The 19,301-nt window shown below is 67.5% G+C and carries 13 protein-coding genes and 1 pseudogene; 6 read left to right on the forward strand and 8 right to left on the reverse strand.

Features of this window, described 5'->3' with window-relative positions; translation table 11 throughout:
* The 4 genes from IU514_RS14435 to IU514_RS14450 all read right to left on the reverse strand — a co-directional run.
* Positions 1-625: 2OG-Fe dioxygenase family protein (locus IU514_RS14435; protein ID WP_425492010.1), on the reverse strand; the 625-nt coding region annotated here is incomplete at its 3' end.
* 21 nt (positions 626-646) lie between these two features.
* Complete coding sequence (locus tag IU514_RS14440) at positions 647-1,051, reverse strand: MAPEG family protein (protein ID WP_228760757.1); 405 nt, start codon at positions 1,049-1,051, stop codon at positions 647-649.
* Between the two features lie 105 nt (positions 1,052-1,156).
* On the reverse strand, positions 1,157-2,899 hold the full coding sequence (locus IU514_RS14445) for a M28 family metallopeptidase (RefSeq protein ID WP_194931846.1): 1,743 nt from the start codon (positions 2,897-2,899) through the stop codon (positions 1,157-1,159).
* Between the two features lie 98 nt (positions 2,900-2,997).
* Complete coding sequence (locus IU514_RS14450) at positions 2,998-3,663, reverse strand: hypothetical protein (protein WP_194931847.1); 666 nt, start codon at positions 3,661-3,663, stop codon at positions 2,998-3,000.
* 178 nt (positions 3,664-3,841) lie between these two features.
* Between IU514_RS14450 and gpmI the strand changes: the two genes are divergently transcribed.
* The 3 genes and pseudogenes from gpmI to IU514_RS14465 all read left to right on the forward strand — a co-directional run.
* Entirely contained in the window at positions 3,842-5,410 is a 1,569-nt protein-coding gene (gene gpmI / locus IU514_RS14455) for a 2,3-bisphosphoglycerate-independent phosphoglycerate mutase (protein WP_324187849.1), read from the forward strand.
* Complete coding sequence (locus tag IU514_RS14460) at positions 5,410-6,633, forward strand: murein hydrolase activator EnvC family protein (protein WP_228760758.1); 1,224 nt, start codon at positions 5,410-5,412, stop codon at positions 6,631-6,633. Before gpmI ends, IU514_RS14460 begins: the two co-directional genes overlap by 1 nt.
* Before the next feature lie 167 nt (positions 6,634-6,800).
* Positions 6,801-8,096: pseudogene (locus IU514_RS14465) on the forward strand (S41 family peptidase); the annotation flags it as partial.
* 165 nt (positions 8,097-8,261) lie between these two features.
* Here IU514_RS14465 and IU514_RS14470 read toward each other — a convergent pair.
* Together IU514_RS14470 and IU514_RS14475 are read right to left on the reverse strand one after the other, a co-directional pair.
* The gene (locus IU514_RS14470; RefSeq protein WP_194931850.1) at positions 8,262-8,582 is read right to left on the reverse strand and encodes a DUF1820 family protein; all 321 of its coding nucleotides are present in this window, start codon (positions 8,580-8,582) and stop codon (positions 8,262-8,264) included.
* A 70-nt stretch (positions 8,583-8,652) separates the two neighbouring features.
* Complete coding sequence (locus IU514_RS14475) at positions 8,653-9,345, reverse strand: rhomboid family intramembrane serine protease (protein ID WP_194931851.1); 693 nt, start codon at positions 9,343-9,345, stop codon at positions 8,653-8,655.
* Positions 9,346-9,612: 267 nt separating this feature from the next.
* Here IU514_RS14475 and IU514_RS14480 point away from each other — a divergent pair, with 267 nt between their 5' ends.
* Positions 9,613-10,956: an OmpP1/FadL family transporter gene (locus IU514_RS14480; protein WP_194931852.1), complete on the forward strand. Its 1,344-nt coding sequence runs from the start codon at positions 9,613-9,615 to the stop codon at positions 10,954-10,956.
* A gap of 103 nt (positions 10,957-11,059) precedes the next feature.
* On the opposite strand, the gene IU514_RS14485 is transcribed toward IU514_RS14480, so the two are convergent.
* Positions 11,060-12,817, reverse strand: coding sequence for a GGDEF domain-containing protein (locus IU514_RS14485; RefSeq protein ID WP_194931853.1), 1,758 nt, complete (start codon positions 12,815-12,817; stop codon positions 11,060-11,062).
* A gap of 247 nt (positions 12,818-13,064) precedes the next feature.
* On the reverse strand, positions 13,065-16,280 hold the full coding sequence (gene putA, locus IU514_RS14490; RefSeq protein WP_228760759.1) for a bifunctional proline dehydrogenase/L-glutamate gamma-semialdehyde dehydrogenase PutA: 3,216 nt from the start codon (positions 16,278-16,280) through the stop codon (positions 13,065-13,067).
* 487 nt (positions 16,281-16,767) lie between these two features.
* Between putA and coxB the strand changes: the two genes are divergently transcribed.
* Both coxB and ctaD read left to right on the forward strand, forming a co-directional pair.
* Complete coding sequence (gene coxB / locus IU514_RS14495) at positions 16,768-17,652, forward strand: cytochrome c oxidase subunit II (RefSeq protein WP_228760772.1); 885 nt, start codon at positions 16,768-16,770, stop codon at positions 17,650-17,652.
* Between the two features lie 28 nt (positions 17,653-17,680).
* Positions 17,681-19,294: a cytochrome c oxidase subunit I gene (ctaD, locus tag IU514_RS14500; protein ID WP_194931856.1), complete on the forward strand. Its 1,614-nt coding sequence runs from the start codon at positions 17,681-17,683 to the stop codon at positions 19,292-19,294.
* Positions 19,295-19,301: the final 7 nt, after the last annotated feature.

Consider the following 19,301-nt stretch of genomic DNA (forward strand, 5'->3'; position numbering starts at 1 on the left):
CGACCAGCGCCGCATCCAGCGCCTGCGTCAGCGTGAAGCTGCCCAGTTGCCGCCCCTGATCATCGTGGATCGTCGTCGTGCCGCTGAGAATGTTGGACCGGTCGATCAGCAGGACCAGGACGTAGTCGACGCCATCGCGATGCACGCCTTCGGGCGTCGGCATGCCGGGCTCACCCGGACGCGCTTCGATGCGGAACTGATGCACCTCGACGTGCCACTGGCTCGTCTCAGGTGCCAAGCGGCCGAACAGGTCGCGGGTGAACTCGAGGATCGCGCGAAGGCAGACGCTGTTCCCGACGTCGGCTTCGATCGGTTCGAACCAGCGTTCGATGTCGCCCTGCAGCGGGTTGTACTTCAGGCTCTGGTAATGCGGCTGATGTGGTTCCAGAACCATCGGCCCGGCGCGTTCTGCAGAAAACACGGCGTGGCGGCGCCGGCGATGGCGGCCGACCTGGGCCAGGTACGCATCCGGTTCGAGCCGGTCCCAACTGGCGGCGAACTCCGGCCAGTCATCCAGTGCCTGATGCTGCTCGAGCAGTGGTCGTAGCGCATCGCCATCGACGAAGCGAAAGCCTTCGTGTTTCAGGGTATCGGCCAAACCGGCCAGGCTTTGTTCGATATTCACGGCATCACGCGATCTGAGCATTCAAGGGGCGGCGGTCGCCACGCCGAGCATTGCCATCACCAGCAAAGCCAGCACGCAGGCAAGCGCCAGGGTCCAGACGAGACTGCGCAGCAGGTGACGGTTGCCGACATAGAGCAGCCCGTATGCGACGCGCAGCACGACGAATGCGACGGACAAGACGGCGATGCGTTCGGCCGGTACCTGCGCCAGTTGCGCCATGATCACGCCTGCAGCGAAGGGCGCAAACGCTTCAAAGCTGTTGAGGTGCGCCGCATTGGCACGGTTGCAAACCGGGCTCTCCTGACGCGCTTGCCAGGCTCGCGGATCCCGGTTGTTGTAGCGCTGGCCGCTGGTCTTGGCGACGACGACCCAGATGTAGGGCAGCAGTGCGGCGATCAACACACAACCGTAGGCAATGGCCAGCATCGTCGTTGTTCCTGCCTGGAATGGCGCACAGCCTAGCCGAAAACGACGACGGCGCCCGAAGGCGCCGTCGTCATGGCCTCATGCCTGGCGGTCATCCCGCCTGCATCACTTGGCCGATGTCGGCCGCAGTTTCTGCTGAGCGGCGCGGAAGGCGTTGCTTTCGTACCACGTCGGCCACTGTTCGTTTCCGGCGAGGTCGCGCCCGACGCCATACAGCGCTTCCAGGTCCTGCACGACGCCGTCCATCTTCCAGCCTGCGTCGTACTCATCTCCGGGCTTGTGATAGCGGTGGTCGCGGTAGTCCATCTGCGCCTGGCGGCCGGCGTTAGTGCCGCCGTCAATCAGGTCGTCGCCGCCCTTGGCGTACAGCGCGGGCACGCCGGCCTTGGCGAAGTTGAAGTGGTCGGAGCGGAAGTAGAAGCCGTCCTGCGGCGTGGCTTCCGGATGCAGCACGCGGCCCTGGCTGTCGGCGAAACGCTTGAGGATGTCTTCCAGCTGCGAACTGCCATAGCCGACCACGGTCATGTCGCGCGCCTTGCCGATCACCGGCATCGCGTCGAGATTGATCACGGCCACGGTCTTGTCCAGCGGCACGGACGGGTGCGCGACGTAGTACTTGGATCCGAGCAGGCCCGATTCCTCCAGCGTGACCGCGAGGAACAGCAGCGAGCGGTCCGGCGGCGGCGTCTGCTTGCTGAAGGCTTCGGCGATTTCGAGGATGCCGGCCACGCCGGTCGCGTTGTCGATCGCGCCGTTGTAGATCGTGTCGGTCTCGGTGCCGGTGGATGCCGCGCCGTGTTCGTCGGCCTCGTGGGCGTGGTTGCCGAGGTGATCCCAGTGCGCCATGTAGACGATCGCCTCGTCGGGGCGCTTGGCACCCGGCAGCATCGCGACGACGTTGCGCGACGATTTCTCGCTGATCGTGCTCTTCAGGTCCACCGACAGCTTGGCCGGCAACGCAATGGCCTTGAAGCCGGGCTTGTTGGCCGCCTGGTAGAGCTTGTCCAGGTCCTGGCCGAGATCGGCCAGCAGGCGTCGCGCGGCGTCGCCGGTCAGCCAGCCCTGCACCGGCAGGCGCGGATCCGGATCGTCCTTGGCCGGCAGGTCGAACTGCGCGCCCGACCAGGAGTTCTTGACCACGTCCCAACCGTAGGACGCGCCTTCGTTGTCGTGGATGATCAGCGCGGCGGCGGCGCCTTGGCGCGCGGCCTCTTCGAACTTGTAGGTCCAGCGGCCGTAGTAGGTCATCCGCTTGCCTTCGAACAGCTTCTCGTCCTGGCTGTGGAAGCCGGGATCGTTGACGAACATCACGACCGTCTTGCCCTTCACGTCGACGCCGGCGTAGTCGTTCCAGTGCTGCTCGGGCGCGTTGACGCCGTAGCCGACAAAGACGAGGTCGCTGCCGTCCACCTTCACTTCCGACTTGCCGGTGCGCGTGCCGACGACCATGTCGGTACCGAACTTCAGCTCGCGCGGCTGGCCCTTCACGTCGAGCTTCAGCGCGGTGGTTTCGTCGGCGGTGGTTTCCACCATCGGCACGGTCTGGAAATAGCTGCCGTTGTTGCCGGGCTTCAGGCCAAGGCGCTCGAACTGCGCCTTGATGTATTCCACGCTCTTGTCCTCGCCCGGGCTGCCAGGCGCGCGGCCTTCGAACTCGTCCGATGCCAGGCGGCTGACCAGTTCGCCGAAATCGGCGGCGTTGATCGAGGCGTCGAAGGCATGCGGGGCTGCGGGAGCGCCTGCCGGTGCCGGGGCCGTGGCGGCCTGGCTGGGCGGTGCGGACGGCTGCGAACAGGCGGTCAGTACGACCAGGCCCGCGAGCGCGGTAAGACGGGTGGAACGAGACATGGGCCCTCCGGTTCGGAATCTCGCCGGTGCCGGCGACGGGCCATTCTATGTCCGTAAACGCGCGCCGCACCGTGCCGGCGCGCGCCTTGGGATGTGCCTTATTCGGCGGGAGGCAGGGCGCCGGTGTAGCTGACCGCCGTGGCACCGGTCACCGCGCCGACGCGGGCGGTGTTGTGCACGTACAGCGTGACCTTGCGCTCGAACACCAGCGGGCCGTCGACGCGGGCGTTCGGGCCGATCACGACGCGCGGGTCGCGGTTGCTCGTCGAGAACAACTGGCGGCTGGGCTTGGAGTAGTGCAGGCCGCCCTTCACGTGGGAATCGGCGCCAACCGTGACGTCGCCGTTGACGGTGTCGATGCCCCCGCCCACCTGCGTGCCGACCAGGCCGATGGCGCCGTTGACGGTTTCGACACCGCCGCCGATGACGCCGCCGCGATCGACGTAGATGCCGCCATTGACGGTCTCCACGCCGTGGCTGACGCGGCCGTTGGTGCCGACCTTGATGCTGCCGTTGACCGTGGACAGGCCGCCGGCCTGCACGTCGTCGGCGACGGTGATACTGCCGTTGACGGTCTCGGCATCGCCGGTACGGGCGCCGGCGCCGATCCGGATGCTGCCATTGACGGTGTCGAGGTCACCGGCTTCCTGGCCGGCGTCGACGGTGATGCTGCCATTGACCTTGTCGATGTCCTGGGCGGCGAAGGCGGCCGGTGCGGCCAGGGCCAGGGCGAGCGAAACGGCGAGTACGGAGCGGATGCGCATCGTTTGGGGTTTCCGATTTGGGGCGGGCCGAATGGGTCGGGCTTGTGGTGTGGGCTTTGTATCCATGGATGCAGCCAGGGCGGCATCGGTTTACACCGCTTCGCTACAATCGCAGCCAATGCCGGTCCGGGCGCCTGCCCGAAGTCACGTCATCCCCACTGTAACTGGAATCCCTCTCGTGCCCGTTTCCTCCGTGCGTCCCAAGCCCGTTGTCCTGCTGATCCTCGACGGCTGGGGCCATCGTGAAGACCCGACCGACAACGCCCTGGCCCAGGCCAACCTGCCCAACTGGCATGCGCTGCTCGGTCGCGCGCCGCATACGCTGATCCATACTGAAGGCCGCCATGTCGGCCTGCCCGACGGGCAGATGGGCAACTCCGAGGTCGGTCACATGAACCTCGGTGCCGGCCGCATCGTCTACCAGGACCTGACCCGGATCGATGCCGCGATCGAAGACGGCAGCTTCTTCGCGAATGCCGAGCTCCGCGCCGCCTGCGCCGACGCCAAGGCCACCGGTGGCACGCTGCACCTGATGGGGCTGATGTCGCCGGGCGGCGTGCACAGCCACGAGAACCACATCTTCGCGATGATCGATCTTGCTCGCCGCGAAGGCGTGGGCCAGGTCGCCGTGCATGCCTTCCTCGACGGCCGCGACATGCCGCCCAAGTCGGCCGAGCCGAGCCTGGTGCGCCTGCAGCAGGCCTGCGACCGGGCCGGCAACGCCCACATCGCCAGCGTCAGCGGCCGTTATTACGCGATGGACCGCGACCAGCGGTGGGACCGCATGCGCCGCGCCTGGGACGCGATCGTCGACGCGCAGAGCCCGCATGTCGCGGCCGATGCGCTCACCGCATTGCACGAAGCCTATGCGCGCGGCGAGACCGACGAGTTCGTCGCCCCGACCGTCATCGCCGGCAGCACGCCGATGCGCGATGGCGATGCCGTGGTGTTCATGAACTTCCGCGCCGACCGTGCGCGCCAGCTGACGGCTGCGTTCGTCGCGCCGAACTTCGCCGGCTTCGGCCATCCCGACGAGGGCGGCGTGCGCCGTCCGGCGCTGTCGCGCTTCGTCTGCCTGACCGAGTACGACGCCAAGCTGCCGGCGCCGCTGGCGTTCGCCCCCGACGACCTGCGCAACACGCTCGGTGAAGTGCTCGCCGAAAAGGGCCTGAAGCAGCTGCGCATCGCCGAAACCGAGAAGTACGCGCACGTGACGTTCTTCTTCAGCGGCGGCCGCGAGGAGCCGTACGACGGCGAGACCCGAATCCTCGTGCCGAGCCCGCGGGTCGCGACCTACGACCTGCAGCCGGAAATGAGCTGTCCCGAGGTCACCGAAAAACTGACTGCGGCGATCCGCTCCGGCGATATCGACGTGGCGATCTGCAATATCGCCAACCCCGACATGGTTGGGCACACCGGCGACATCGCCGCGGCGATCAAGGCCGCCGAAGCAGTGGACATCGCCATTGGCGCGGTCGCGCAGGCTGTGCACGACACCGGCGGCGCATTGCTGATCACCGCCGACCACGGCAATCTGGAGATGATGCGCGATCCCCAGACCGGACAGCCCCACACCGCTCACACCGTGGGCCCGGTGCCGTTCGTCTACTACGGTCCGCGTCCCGCGACGCTGCGCAGCGGTGGCGCCCTGCGCGACGTCGCGCCGACCATCCTCGACCTGCTCGGCGTGCCGCAACCCGCGGAGATGAGCGGATCGAGCCTGCTGGAAGCGACGCATACCGCCTGATGCCGACACCGAGCGCGCCAGTTGCGACGATGGGCCTGGCCATGGCGCTGGTCCTGTCACTGGCGTCGCCGGTCGCCGCACAGAACAGTCGCGACGCCGAGCGTCGGCTGGAGAAGGTGCAGCGCGAGCTCAACGAAGTCGCGGCCGAGCGCCGCAGGATCGAAGGCCAGCGCGGCGAGGCTACGCGGCAGTTGCGCGAGGCCGACGAACAGGTCGGCCGGTCCAGCCGCGGCTTGCGCAGCGTCGAGCAGCGCATCGCCAGCGAGCAGGCCTCGCTCGCGCAGTTGCAGGCGCAGCGCCAGCAGATGGAAGCGCGCCTGGGAGCGCAACGAGAGGAACTGGCGCGCCTGCTGCGTGCGGCCTACCAGCAGGGCGAGGACGCGCCCCTGAAGGTGATGCTGGCGCAGGATCGTGTCGCCGACAGCGGTCGGCTCCTGACGTATCACCGCTACCTGCAGGCCGACCGTGCCCAGCGCATCGCCACGCTGACCGCGGATCTCGAGAACCTCAGCGCCGTCGAGCGCGAGATCGCGGCCCGCCAGGAGGCCTTGCAGAGCACGCGCGCCGACCAGCGCCGTCAGCTCAACCAACTCGAAAGCGATCGCAAGACGCGCGCGCGCCTGGTGTCAAAACTCGACACGCGCTACCAGGACAGCAGCACCCGCGAGCGCGAACTCGGCCGGGATGCGGAGGGCCTGCAGCAATTGCTCAAGCGCCTGCGCGATACCGCCGCACGCGCCGAAGCGCAGCGCAAGGCCGCCGCCGCCAAGATCGAGCGGCAACCGGCCGGCGCCGGCAAGGCCACCGCACCGCGCGCGCCGGCGGTAGTCGCCGCGGCGCCGCAGGTGGGCGGTCTGGGGTGGCCGTTGTCGGGTTCGCTGCTGGCCGGCTACGGCGCGCGGCTGCCGGACGGCCGCGGCAGCGAAGGGTTGCTGATCGCAGCGCCCGCTGGCGCTCCGGTCAAGGCGGTCGCCGACGGCCAGGTCGTCTACGCCGAATGGATGACCGGCTATGGCCTGCTGCTGATCGTCGACCACGGCAACGGCTACATGAGCCTGTACGCGCATAACGATGCGCTGCTCAAGGACGTGGGCGATGCGGTCCGGCGTGGCGACACCGTGTCCACGGTCGGAAGTTCCGGCGGAAGCGGCCGGCCGGCGCTGTATTTCGAATTGCGCCGCAACGGCCAGCCGGTCAATCCCGGCACCTGGCTGCGCCGCTGACGTCAGCGCGCGCTTTCCCGCACTCTGTCCTGTCGGGTGCTGAATGCGGTCACGGTCTTAACGAAACTTGTGCCGGCGCCGCACGGGTTGTGTCCATAATCGGAACCACGATGGCCGCACGCGGTCCATCGTGCGTTATCCATCAAGTGATACCCGCGGAGAGCTGCATGTCCAAGCGTCTACTGGCTCCCTTGCTGTTCGGCGTCGCCACGCTCGCGACGCTCCCGGCGCTGGCGCAGGAACTTCCCGCGGCAGCGGCCGTGCGGGCCAGGGAGGCTGCCGTGGACGATGAGTCCTCGAAGGTGCCGCTGGACGAGATCCGCCGCTACGTCTCGGTCTACAACGCGGTCAAGCAGGCCTACGTCGAGCCGGTCGAAGACCGCAAGCTGATGCACTCGGCGATCCGCGGCCTGCTGTTCGATCTCGACCCGCACAGCGTCTACCTGGAAAAGAGCGACGCCGAGAACTTCGAGGAACAGTCGCGCGGTGCCTACGACGGCATCGGCGTCGAACTGCTGCGCCAACCCGACGGCAGCCTGCGCGTCATCGCGCCGATCGACGAAACCCCGGCGGCGCGCGCGGGCATCAAGGCCGGCGACGTGATCACCGCGATCGACGGCAAGCCGTTCAAGGCCGACGAGGGCGACAGCTCCGGGCCGCTGCGTGGCGCGGCGGGTACCAAAGTCACGCTGACCATCGTGCGCGAAGGCCGCGACAAGCCCTTTGACATCACCGTGCAGCGCGAGACGATCCGCATCGCCAGTGTCCGCAGCCGGATGCTCGAACCCGGCTACGGCTACGTCCGGGTGAGCGCCTTCCAGGCCGATACCGCCGCGGACTTCGAACGCCAGCTCGACAAGCTCGAAGCACAGGCCGGCGGCAAGCTGCGCGGCCTCGTGATCGACCTGCGAAGCAACCCCGGCGGCCTGCTGACCGCCGCCGTGCAGATCGCCGACGACCTGCTGGACTCCGGAAAGATCGTCAGCACCCGTGGCCGCATCGCCATCAGCGACGCCGAGTTCGGCGCAACGCCCGGCGACAAGCTCGATGGCGCGCCGCTGGTGGTGCTGGTCGATGCCGGTTCGGCGAGCGCGTCGGAAGTCCTCGCCGGCGCGCTGCGCGACAACAACCGCGCCCGCATCGTCGGCAGCCGCACGTTCGGCAAGGGGTCTGTGCAGACGGTACTGCCGCTCGACAACGGCGACTCGGTGAAGCTGACCACGGCGCGTTACTACACGCCCAGCGGCAAGTCGATCCAGGCGCTGGGCATCGCGCCCGATGTCGTGCTGCACCCGGGCAAGGACGAAGCCGAGCGCGTGCGCAACCTGTCCGAGGCGAGCCTGCCCGGCCACCTGCGTGGCGACGGCGAGGACCTGCCCGGCGCCAATGCCGGCGACGTGCTCGACGGCGATGCGCCGATCACCGCTGCGCTGGCCGAGCTGAAAAAGCCGCCGGTGGCGAGCGCGCCGAAGCCGTCGACCAGCCGCTAAGAAATTGCGCTTCCCCTAGCCCCCTAAGTTAGGGGGCGGTTCGCGCCGTAGGCGCGAAAGGGCGGGGTGTGGAAGCGTACTGGCCGGGGCCCGAAGTTCGCGCTGCGAACTTTGGGGGTGACCCAGGCGCAGCCTAGGTCACCGCGGCTTCGCCGGCAGCGGGAACGGCGTGACCACTCTCTCGCCGGTGGCGGCATCGCGGATGGCCGACTGGCCCTTACGCTCGACTTCCTCTATGCGCACGATGCTCTGCATCGGCAGGTGCAGGACGCGGGTGTTGCCGAACTCGTCGCGCAGGCGCTCCTCGGTCGGATCGATCACCACGCCGTCGTGCACGTCGAACACCAGTTCGCCGACCTCGGTGAAGCCCCACAGCGCGCCGGATCCGACGTGGCGGGCATAGAGCTCATAGATCTTGCCGGCGTTGAAAAAGGTGACCTTGTAGAGCGTCTTGGCCATTGCGGACGGAGGATGTCGTGCGGGAACAGCATCGCAATGGGGGCGGGCACACCGCGCTGCAAGTGGCTGGTCAGAACCCGCGACTGCGCCGCAGCCGGCGCGCGATGCCTGCGCGCGCGGCCAGTGCGAAGAGACCGCCGAATGCGAAGCCGGCCAAGTGCGCGGACCACGCCACCGCACCGAAGGCCGGGCCGATGTAGGTAAACACCAGCTGCAGCGCCGCCCAGATGCCGATCAGCAGCGCGGCCGGCACTTTGACGAACTGCAGGAACAACCCCAGCGGCACCACCACGCCCAGTTTCGCGCCCGGAAAAAGCGCCAGGTAGGCGCCGATCAACGCCGACACCGCGCCGCTGGCCCCGATGATCAGGCGGTCGGGCGTGCCGATCATGATCGCGGCGGCCAGGTTGGCGACGGCTCCGCCCAGCAGGAACAGGGCCAGGAAGCGCAACGGACCCATCGCGCGTTCGGCGGGCAGGCCGAAGATCAGCAGGAACACCAGGTTGCCCAGCAGGTGAGCCCAGTCGGCATGGAGGAACAGCGCGGTGACCAGGCGCAGCACGCGGCCGCTGCGGATCGCAGGCCACCAGTCGGCGGGGTCGGTGAGGCCGCCCGACAGCGTGCCCCAGTCCAGCATCAACCGGCGCTGCTCGGGGTCCGGCAGCACGGCCGACCCGATGAAGCAGAGCCACAGCGCCATGAACAGCAATGGCGTGGCCCAGCGGAGCGGCGCTTTCTCGCGGGACGGGATCGCGACGAACACGGTCAGGCACCCGCCGTGGCGAGGCAGGAAGCGGACCGGGACCGATGGCAGGGGCGTGGCGTCATGGGGGGACGGTAGCTTGCGGGCCGTCCGCCTATTGTTAGCGTTGGGTTAACCCCCGCGCTATAGTGCATACGGCGTCGTACGTCGGGAGGGGTTTCCGGCGCGCGCCGGTTCCACGTTGATGGGCATGCCAGGCCCGCATCAGGGGGCCGGGCGGACGCGCCGCGCAAGACCATAACTATTAGTTCATCGGAGAGTACACGCATGCAGCAGCACCGCTTCACGCGCCTGACGGCGCTTGCGCTCGGCATCGCCGGCGCGCTGACCCTGGGCCAGGTCCACGCTTCGGGTTTCCAGCTCAAGGAAAACAGCGTCAAGGGCATGGGTGCCGCGTTCGCCGGTGCCGGCGTCAACGAGACCGACGGCTCCGTGGTCGTGAACAACGCCGCGACGATGGCCCGCTTTGAAGGCACCACCTTCCAGGTCGACGCGACCGCAATCGACCTCAGCTACGAATTCCAGGGCACGGGCACCGACGCGCTCGGCCGCCCGCTGACCGGTGGCAACGGCGGCGACGCCGGCGACATCTCGGCCGTGCCGGCGATGTCGGTGATCCACAAGCTCGACAACGGCCTGGCCTTCGGCGCGATGATCAGCGCCCCGTTCGGCCTGAAGACCGAGTACGACGACGGCTGGCAGGGCCGCTATTTTGCCCACACCTCCGACGTGAAGATCGTCGACCTGACCCTGGCCGCCGCGATCGACATCGTGCCGGACCGCTTCTCGGTCGGCCTCGGCATGATCTACTCGCACGCCGACGTGACCCTGTCCAAGTCGGTCGACTTCGGCACGCTGCTGTTCTCCAACCCGGCCACGCGTCCGCTGCCGTTCGCCCGCCCGCAGGCGGCTGACGGCTTCGCCAATGTGCAGGGCGACGACAACGGCTTCGGCTGGACCGTCGGTGCCAACTTCAGCCCGACCGACAAGCTGGCCATCGGCCTGAGCTACCGCTCCGAGATCGACTACGAGCTGCAGGGCACCGTCGACTGGACCGTGCCGGGCAACGTCGCCGCCGTATTCAGTGCCAGCCCGACCACGCGCCCGCTGTTCCAGGACGGCGCCGTGACCGCCAAGCTGACCACCCCGTCGGTCACCAGCGTCGACATCCGTTACGACTTCACCGACCGCTTCGCGATGATGGCGACGTGGGCCGAGACCGGCTGGGAATCGCTGCGCGAAGTGCGCATCGACTTCCAGAACCCGGACCCGGATTCGGTCGAGCCGTTCGAGTGGCGCGACACCGAGTTCATGTCGCTGGGCGGCGAGTTCAAGTTCAACGACGCGTGGACCTTCCGCGCCGGCGTCGCTTACGACGAAACCCCGACCCACATCGAAACCCGCACGCCGCGCCTGCCCGACGACGACCGCACCTGGTACTCGATCGGCGCCAGCTGGCAGGCCACCGAAGCGCTGGAGCTGAACTTCGGCTACACCCGCATCGAGCCGGATTCGCCGGAAGTCGACATCACCGCCAGCGGCTCGCACCTGGTCGGTCCGTTCGACGGTCATGCCAACCTGTACGGCCTGTCGGCCCAGTACAAGTTCTGATCGAGCGCAACACCGCAACACGAAAAAGCCCCGCTTCGGCGGGGCTTTTTTTGTGCGCTCCCGTTGCGAAGCAGGAGAACCATCGCGCCGTTCCGGTGCCGATTCACATCGGTGCTGGCACGTCTTGCCTGGACGCAATGGCTTCCGGATAAAGCGCAGCCAAATCGTCGCGCTCGCGTCTGTCGCGCGCGTGATCGGCTTGCGCCAGTATCCGCTCGAAGTCATAGCCGGATTCGGCTGAGCTGGTGCAACCGAAGCTCGCGGAAACGGTGAGGTGCGCGCCGAGTGCCGTCGTGTCTATCGCGGCCAGGCTCTCGTGGCACTGCTCGGCGACGAGCCGGGTGGCGGCGAGGTCGCGGCCGAGCAGGATCATGCCGAACTCCGTACCGCCCAGCCGGCCGAAGCAGTCGCTCGGGCGGCAGTGTGTGAGGCAGGCCTTCGCAACCTGCTGCAGCACGTGATCGCCACCGGTGTGGCCGAGGTGGTCGTTGATGGCCTTCAAGTCGTCCAGGTCGAACACGATCGCGCCTACCGGCTCGCCACGTGCCTGGCATTGCGCCAGCATCGCCATCGCGTGCTGGCGGAAGTGGCCGCGGTTGCTGATGCCGGTTACGGCATCGGCATGCGCCAGGCGACGCAGCGCACTGTGCGCACGCTTGACCCTGTAGACCCAGAAGCCCACGGATGCGAGCACGACTGCCAGAAGCGCCAGCAGCAGCCGCGAGTTCTGTGCGTTCCGCTTCTCCACTTCCTGCTGCAGCCTGAGCACTTCGTTCTGCTGGCTCAGCAGCGCGATGGCCTGGTTTTTCTGCTGCAACTCGTGGCGGCTCACCTGGAAGGCGAACTCGCGCGCCTTCACGTCGTCCAGGCGGGCCTTGTCGGTGTCGGCGTACTGGCGATATTCGTCCAGGGCGGTCGCCAGGTCGCCGCGCCGGAGGGCGGATGCATAGAGCACCTTGTGCGCGGTGACCAGCGGAAGCGTATAGGTGCCGTTGCCGCCTTTCGCCAGTGCCTGGCGGGCATGGGCTTCGGCGGCTGCGATGCGGCCAGCCGACAGGTTGTACTCGGCCAGCAGGCCATGGACCTCACCGATGAGGCGCGGATAACCGGTGGCTTCGACCTCGGGCAGGTGCGCCTCGAGAAGGTCGATCGCCTTCACCGTCTGCCCCTGCGACGCCAGATGACGTGCCAGGTAACCGCGCAGCAGATTGGAGGCGATCGGCTCCTGCTGGGCATTGCAGTTCGCGATCGCCGTGAGGAACTCTTCGCTGCGCACCGGCGCCTTCAGGCCCAGCATCGCCTCGATCCGCAAGTGCTGGGCGATGCAGCGGTTCCTGGGAGAGGGCGCCTGCGCGAGGATCAGTTCCGCATAGTGGCGGCCGAGCGTGAACTGTCCGTACTGGTTGTACAGGATCGCGGCCACGGCGAATCCGGCCTGTCGCACGTCGCGGTCGTCGATCCGGTCCTGCAGTGCAAGTGCGCCTTCCAGGTAACGCAGGCCGAGCGTCGAGTCCCGGGTGATGGCGGCGCTGTTGGCCACGAGCAGCGCGGCACGGAACTTCAGTGCCGCTTCCGGGGCCTCCGCGTACAGCGCACGGGCGTCGCGAATGGCCTTGTCGTATTGACCGGTGAGGGCCTGTTGATACGCGCGGAGCAATTGCAGTTGCCGCTGCTGGGCCGGAGTCGCCGTGTGCTGGAGGCGTTCGAGCCGATGCATGTCTGCCGCGAACGCATTCGGATCGGTGCCGCGCGCCCGGTCCGCGTGCAGCAACAGCTGCTCGACTTCGGTTGCAGGCGCTGCGATCGCGGGCATCGGCGTGACCGCAGCCAACATGGCTGCCAGTGCGAACCGGCGCATCATTCCCTTTGCCACGACCTTCCCCTGTGCGATATCGACTCCGAAGCGGACTCACGTGCCGCATCCGAAGACTCGAACGAACTTACCCGTCCCGCGTGATATTGCAACGCGATCAGGAGCGACGCGTCATTGCGTCAGCATGAACAGCGCCGCGTCCGCCATGCCGCTTCCGGGACTGTGCGCGCCGGCACAAAAAAGCCCCGCGTCAGGCGGGGCTTTTTCGTGCTGTCTACGCGAACAGTCCGCGCCGTCAGTCGCCTAGCGTCAGCAGCGAGGCGTTACCGCCTGCGGCCGTCGTGTTGACGGTGACAGTCTTCTCGGTGGTGAACCGAGGCAGGTAATGCGGGCCGCCGGCCTTGGGGCCGGTGCCGGACAGGTTCTGGCCGCCGAACGGCTGCACGCCGACGACCGCACCGATCTGGTTGCGGTTGACGTAGCAGTTGCCGACCTTGATGCGCGAGGCGATCTTCTCGACGGTCTCGTCGATCCGCGAGTGGATGCCCAGCGTCAGCCCATAGCCGGTGGCGTTGATTGCATCGATCACGCTGTCGAGCTGGTCGGCCTTCCAGCGGACCACGTGCAGCACCGGCCCGAAGATCTCCTTGTGCAACTGGTCCAGCGACTTCAGCGCGTAGGCACGTGGTGCGAAGAAGCTGCCGTGCGCGGCGTCGCCGTCCAGCGCGACTTCGGCGATCTTCGTGGCCTCCTTGTCCATGCGCGCGGCATGTTCCTTCAGCATCGCCAGCGCGTCCTCGTCGATCACCGGGCCGACGTCGGTCGACAGCAGGCCCGGGTCGCCGACCTTCAGCTCGGCCATCGCGCCGCCCAGCATCGAGGTGACCTTGTCGGCGATGTCGTCCTGCACGAACAGCACGCGCGCGGCCGAGCAGCGCTGGCCGGCGGAGGTGAACGCCGACGCGATCGCGTCCTTCACGACCTGCTCCGGCAGCGACGACGAATCGGCGATCAGCGCGTTCTGGCCGCCGGTCTCGGCGATCAGCACGCCGATCGCGGCGTCGCGCGCGGCCAGCGCACGGTTGATCGCGCGCGCGGTATCGGTGGAGCCGGTGAACGCGACGCCGGCGATGCGCGGATCGCGCGTCAACGCGGCGCCGACGGTGGCGCCGTCGCCGGGCAGGAACTGCAGCACGGCTTCCGGAATGCCGGCTTCGTGCAGCAGCTTCACCGCGTAATAGCCGATCAGGTTGGTCTGCTCGGCCGGCTTGGCGATCACCGCGTTGCCGGCGGCGAGCGCGGCCGAGACCTGGCCGAGGAAGATCGCCAGCGGGAAGTTCCACGGGCTGATGCAGACGAACACGCCGCGGCCGGACATCTGCAGCGTGTTGGATTCGCCGGTCGGGCCCGGCAATGCTTCCGGCGCGAACAGCTTGCGCGCCTGCGCGCCGTAGTAGCGCAGGAAGTCGACCGCCTCGCGCACTTCGGCGACGCCGTCGGACATCGTTTTGCCGGCCTCCTTGGTGCACATCGCGATGTACTGCGGCATGCGGTCCTCGAGCATCTTGGCGGCATGCTCCAGGATCGCGGCGCGGCTGGCGGCCGGCGTCGCGTTCCAGGCGTCCTGCGCGGCAACGGCGTTCTTCAGCGCCAGTTCGACGGTGGCGCTGTCGGCGGCCTGCCACTGGCCCACGGTCTCGCGGCGGTCAGCCGGGTTGGTGACGGCGATGCTCGGGCCGGTCAGGTTCGCGCCCGGCACCAGCGGCGCGGCGCGCCAGTCGTTGCGGGAGGCGGCGTTGACCTGCTCGGCGAGTGCGCGCAGTTGGTCGTCGTTGGCGAGGTTGATGCCCATGGAATTGGTCCTGTCGATGCCGAAGCTGCGGTACAGGTCGACCGGCAGCGGAATACGCGGATGCGGAATGGATTCGAATGCCGACACGGTCGCGACCGGGTCGTGGATGAGTTCGTCGATGGCGACGTCTTCGTCGGTGATCCGGTTGACGAAGCTGGAGTTGGCGCCGTTCTCGAGCAGACGGCGCACCAGGTACGGCAGCAGGTCCTCGTGGCTGCCGACCGGTGCGTACACGCGGCACGGAGCGTTGAGGCGGCTGGCCGGGATGACTTCGGCGTACAGGTCGTCACCCATGCCGTGCAGCTTCTGGAACTCGAAATGCTTCTCGCGGCCCATCGCCTTCGCGCGCTGGTGAATCGTCGCGATCGTCTGCGCGTTGTGGGTGGCGAACATCGGGTAGATCGCGTCCGACGCTTCGAGCATGCGACGCGCATTGGCGAGGTAGCTGACGTCGGTGTTCGGCTTGCGCGTGAACACCGGATAGCCGAGCTGGCCGTCGACCTGCGCGCGCTTGACCTCGCTGTCCCAGTACGCGCCCTTGACCAGGCGCACCGGGATGCGGCGGCCGTGCTTGCGGGCGAGGTCGGCGATGAAGTCGATCACTTCCGGCGCGCGCTTCTGGTAGGCCTGGATGGCCAGGCCGTAGCCTTCCCAGCCGTCGAGCGAGGCATCGCTGTAGGCGGCGGCGATCACGTCGAGCGAGAGTTCGAGGCGGTCGGCCTCTTCGGCGTCGATGGTGAAGCCGATGCCGTAGGACTTGGCCAGCTGCGCCAGTTCCAGCACGCGTGGCGACAGTTCGGCGAGCACGCGGGCGCGCTTGGCGTGTTCGTAGCGCGGGTGCAGTGCGGAGAGCTTCACCGAGATCGACGGCACGCCGAAGACCTCCTTGCCCTTGAAGGCGCCGCTCTTGCCGATCGCGTGGATCGCATCGCGGTAGGCCTGCAGGTAGCGCAATGCGTCCTTGGTGGTCAGCGCGCCTTCGCCGAGCATGTCGAACGAGTAGCGGTAGTTGGCGTTGTCGCCCTTCTGCGACCGTGCCAGCGCCTCGCCGATGGTGCGGCCCATGACGAACTGGTGGCCCATGATCTTCATCGCCTGGCGCACGGCCAGGCGGATCACCGGCTCGCCGACGCGGCCGAGCATGCGCTTGAAGGCGCTGTGCACGTCGCGCTTGGTCTCGTCATTCAGGTCGACCAGGTGGCCGGTCAGCATCAGGCCCCAGGTCGAGGCATTGACCAGGATCGAGTCCGACTGGCCCATGTGCTTCTTCCAGTCGGCATCGCCCAGCTTGTCGCGGATCAGCTTGTCGGCCGTCTCCTCGTCGGGGATGCGCAGCAGCGCCTCGGCCACGCACATCAGCAGCACCCCTTCCTCGCTGCCCAGGTCGTACTGGCGCATGAAGGCCTCGATCGCGCCCTGGTCCTTGGCGCGGGCGCGGACCCGGCTCACCAGGTCCGCGGCGGTGGCCTGCGCGGCGGCACGGTCTGCGTCGCCCAGGCGGGCCTGCTCGAGCAGGTGGCGGACGTGGGCGGCCTCGTCGCGGACCCAGCCGGCGGTGATCGCCGAGCGCGGGCCGCCCGGGGACGGGGGAAGTTCGGGGCTGAGCATCGTTCGCGCCGGCGAAAGCTCGCGGGCGGCGGGAGAAGCAATGGTGGTCATCGGGCCCATCAGGACTGCCGGGGGAAGCCCGCTAGTTTAGAGCCTCAACCGGCTTCCGGCCCGCGCCCGGGCGTTTCAGCGGGCATCCCGCCGGATTCAGTGCCCTCCAGGGATCAGGGCAGGCCCGAATGCGGGCCGTGTTGTCGCGCCGGAACGGGGCCCGGCCGGGGTTTTCAGCTGTTTTTGCAAGGCGTACCCCATCGGTTCCTGCATCGCGCGGGTTGCCGCCCGCCGGGGTCGCAGCTACCATTTCGCGGTTATCCGTAGCGTCCAAGGGCAGGATTGCCCTGACGTGTTGGGCCCCCTCGCTGTCAGGGGCTCGCCAGCCACCTCCCTCGGACGGTCCCCGCGTGTCGGCGCGGCCGGTGCCGGGAAAGGCAGCCCGCGGAGCGCGACAAAGCAACTCAATCGTTTATCTAGCTGATTTTTGGGGCTCGAACTGATGAAAGTCGGTCGTTTCAAGCAGTGGGCAGCGGGCATCGCCGCAATGGCGCTGCCGGTCCTTGCGTTCGCGCAGGCGGCCGATCCGAAGCCGTGGCAGTTGAACATGGGCAGGGGCGTCACCGCCCAGTCCGCCAACGCCTATGAGGCGCACATGTTCGCGCTGTGGGTTTGCGTGATCATCGGCATCCTGGTGTTCGGTGCGATGGCCGTCGCCATGTTCAAGTTCCGCCACTCCAAGGGCGCGGTGCCGGACAAGGACTTCACCCACAGCACCAAGCTGGAGGTGATCTGGACCGTCGTGCCGGTGGTGTTGCTGGTGCTGATGGCGTTCCCGGCCACCAGCAAGCTGATCAAGATGTACGACACCCGCAACTCCGAGATGACCGTGAAAGTCACCGCCTTCCAGTGGATGTGGAAGTACGACTATCTCGGCGAGAACGTGGGCTTCACCAGCCGCCTGGACCGCAAGAGCGACGAGATCCGCCAGAGCGGCGTCGACGCGCGCGACGCCAACCACCCGCATTACCTGCTCGACGTCGACAACGTCCTGGTGCTGCCGACCGACACCAAGATCCGTTTCGTCATCACCGCCGACGACGTGATCCACGCGTGGTGGGTGCCGGCGCTGGGCTGGAAGCAGGACGCCATCCCGGGCATCGTCAACGAGGCCTGGACGGAAATTAAGCAGCCGGGCATCTACCGTGGCCAGTGCGCCGAGCTGTGTGGCAAGGACCATGGCTTCATGCCGATCGTGGTCAAGGCCGTGCCGAAGGCCGAGTACCAGCAGTGGCTGGCCGCCGAGAAGGCGAAGAACGCCCCGGCCCCGGCCGCCGCTCCGGCTGCTGCTCCTGCCGAGGCCGCTCCGGCCGAAACTCCGAACACCGACGCACCGGCTGCCGCTCCCGAGCAGGCAGCGGTCGCCGGTTGATCGTCACGCATTACTTCTGAGGTAGGCCATGGCCGTCACCCACGCTGACCACCACCACGATGACCACGCCCACAAGCAGGGCTTCATCGAGCGTTGGTTCTTCTCGACCAACCACAAAGACATCGGAACGCTGTACCTGATCTTCAGCTTCATGATGTTCATCATCGGCGCCGCCATGTCGGTGGTGATCCGTGCCGAGCTGATGAAGCCCGGCCTGCAGTTCGTCGAGCCGATGTTCTTCAACCAGATGACCACCGTGCATGCGCTGGTGATGATCTTCGGTGGCGTGATGCCGGCCTTCGTCGGCCTCGCCAACTGGATGATCCCGCTGCAGATCGGCGCGCCGGACATGGCGCTGCCGCGCATGAACAACTGGTCGTTCTGGATCCTGCCGTTCGCCTTCACGATGCTGCTGCTGACGCTGTTCCTGCCGGGCGGCGCTCCGGCCGGCGGCTGGACGCTGTATCCGCCGCTGTCGCTGCAGGGCGGTTCCAACGTGGCGTTTGCTATCTTCGCCATCCACATGATGGGCATCAGCTCGATCATGGGCGCGATCAACGTCATCGCGACCATCCTCAACATGCGCGCCCCGGGCGTGGACCTGCTGAAGATGCCGATCTTCTGCTGGACCTGGCTGATCACCGCGTTCCTGCTGATCGCCGTGATGCCGGTGCTCGCCGGCGCCGTGACGATGCTGCTGACCGACAAGTTCTTCGCCACCTCGTTCTTCAACGCGGCCGGCGGCGGCGACCCGGTGATGTTCCAGCACATCTTCTGGTTCTTCGGTCACCCCGAGGTCTACATCATGATCCTGCCGGCCTTCGGCGTGGTCTCGGAGATCATCCCGACCTTCAGCCGCAAGCCGCTGTTCGGCTACCAGGCGATGGTGTACGCGACCGCCTCGATCGCCTTTCTCTCGTTCATCGTGTGGGCGCACCACATGTTCACCGTCGGCATGCCGCTCGGTGGCGAGATCTACTTCATGTTCGCGACGATGCTGATCGCGGTGCCGACCGGCGTGAAGGTGTTCAACTGGGTCACCACGATGTGGCGCGGCTCGATCTCGTTCGAGGCGCCGATGCTGTGGGCGCTGTCGTTCGTCATCCTGTTCACCATCGGCGGCTTCTCGGGCCTGATGCTCGCCATCGTCCCGGCCGACTTCCAGTACCACGACACCTACTTCGTGGTGGCGCATTTCCACTACGTGCTGGTGACCGGCGCGCTGTTCTCGATCATCGCCGCCGTCTACTACTGGTGGCCGAAGTGGACCGGCCGCATGTACAACGAAGGCATGGCGAAGTTCCACTTCTGGTGGACGATGATCTTCGTCAACCTGCTGTTCTTCCCGCAGCACTTCCTGGGCCTGGCCGGCATGCCGCGCCGCATCCCGGACTACAACATCGTGTTCGCGGACTGGAACCTGGTGAGCTCGATCGGCGCGTTCGGCATGTTCGTCACGCCGTTCATGATGGCCTTCATCCTGTGGCGCTCGAAGGCTGCCGGCGTGCAGGCCGAAGCCCGCGCGTGGCCGACCGCCAGGGGCCTGGAGTGGACCGTGCCGAGCCCGGCTCCGCACCACACCTTCAGCACCCCGCCGGTCATCAAGGACGGCGACCTGGCCCACGGCGACATCACGCACTGATTGCGTG

This window comes from Lysobacter niastensis, from assembly GCF_015453285.1.
GTDB classification, from domain to species: Bacteria; Pseudomonadota; Gammaproteobacteria; order Xanthomonadales; family Xanthomonadaceae; genus Lysobacter_J; species Lysobacter_J niastensis.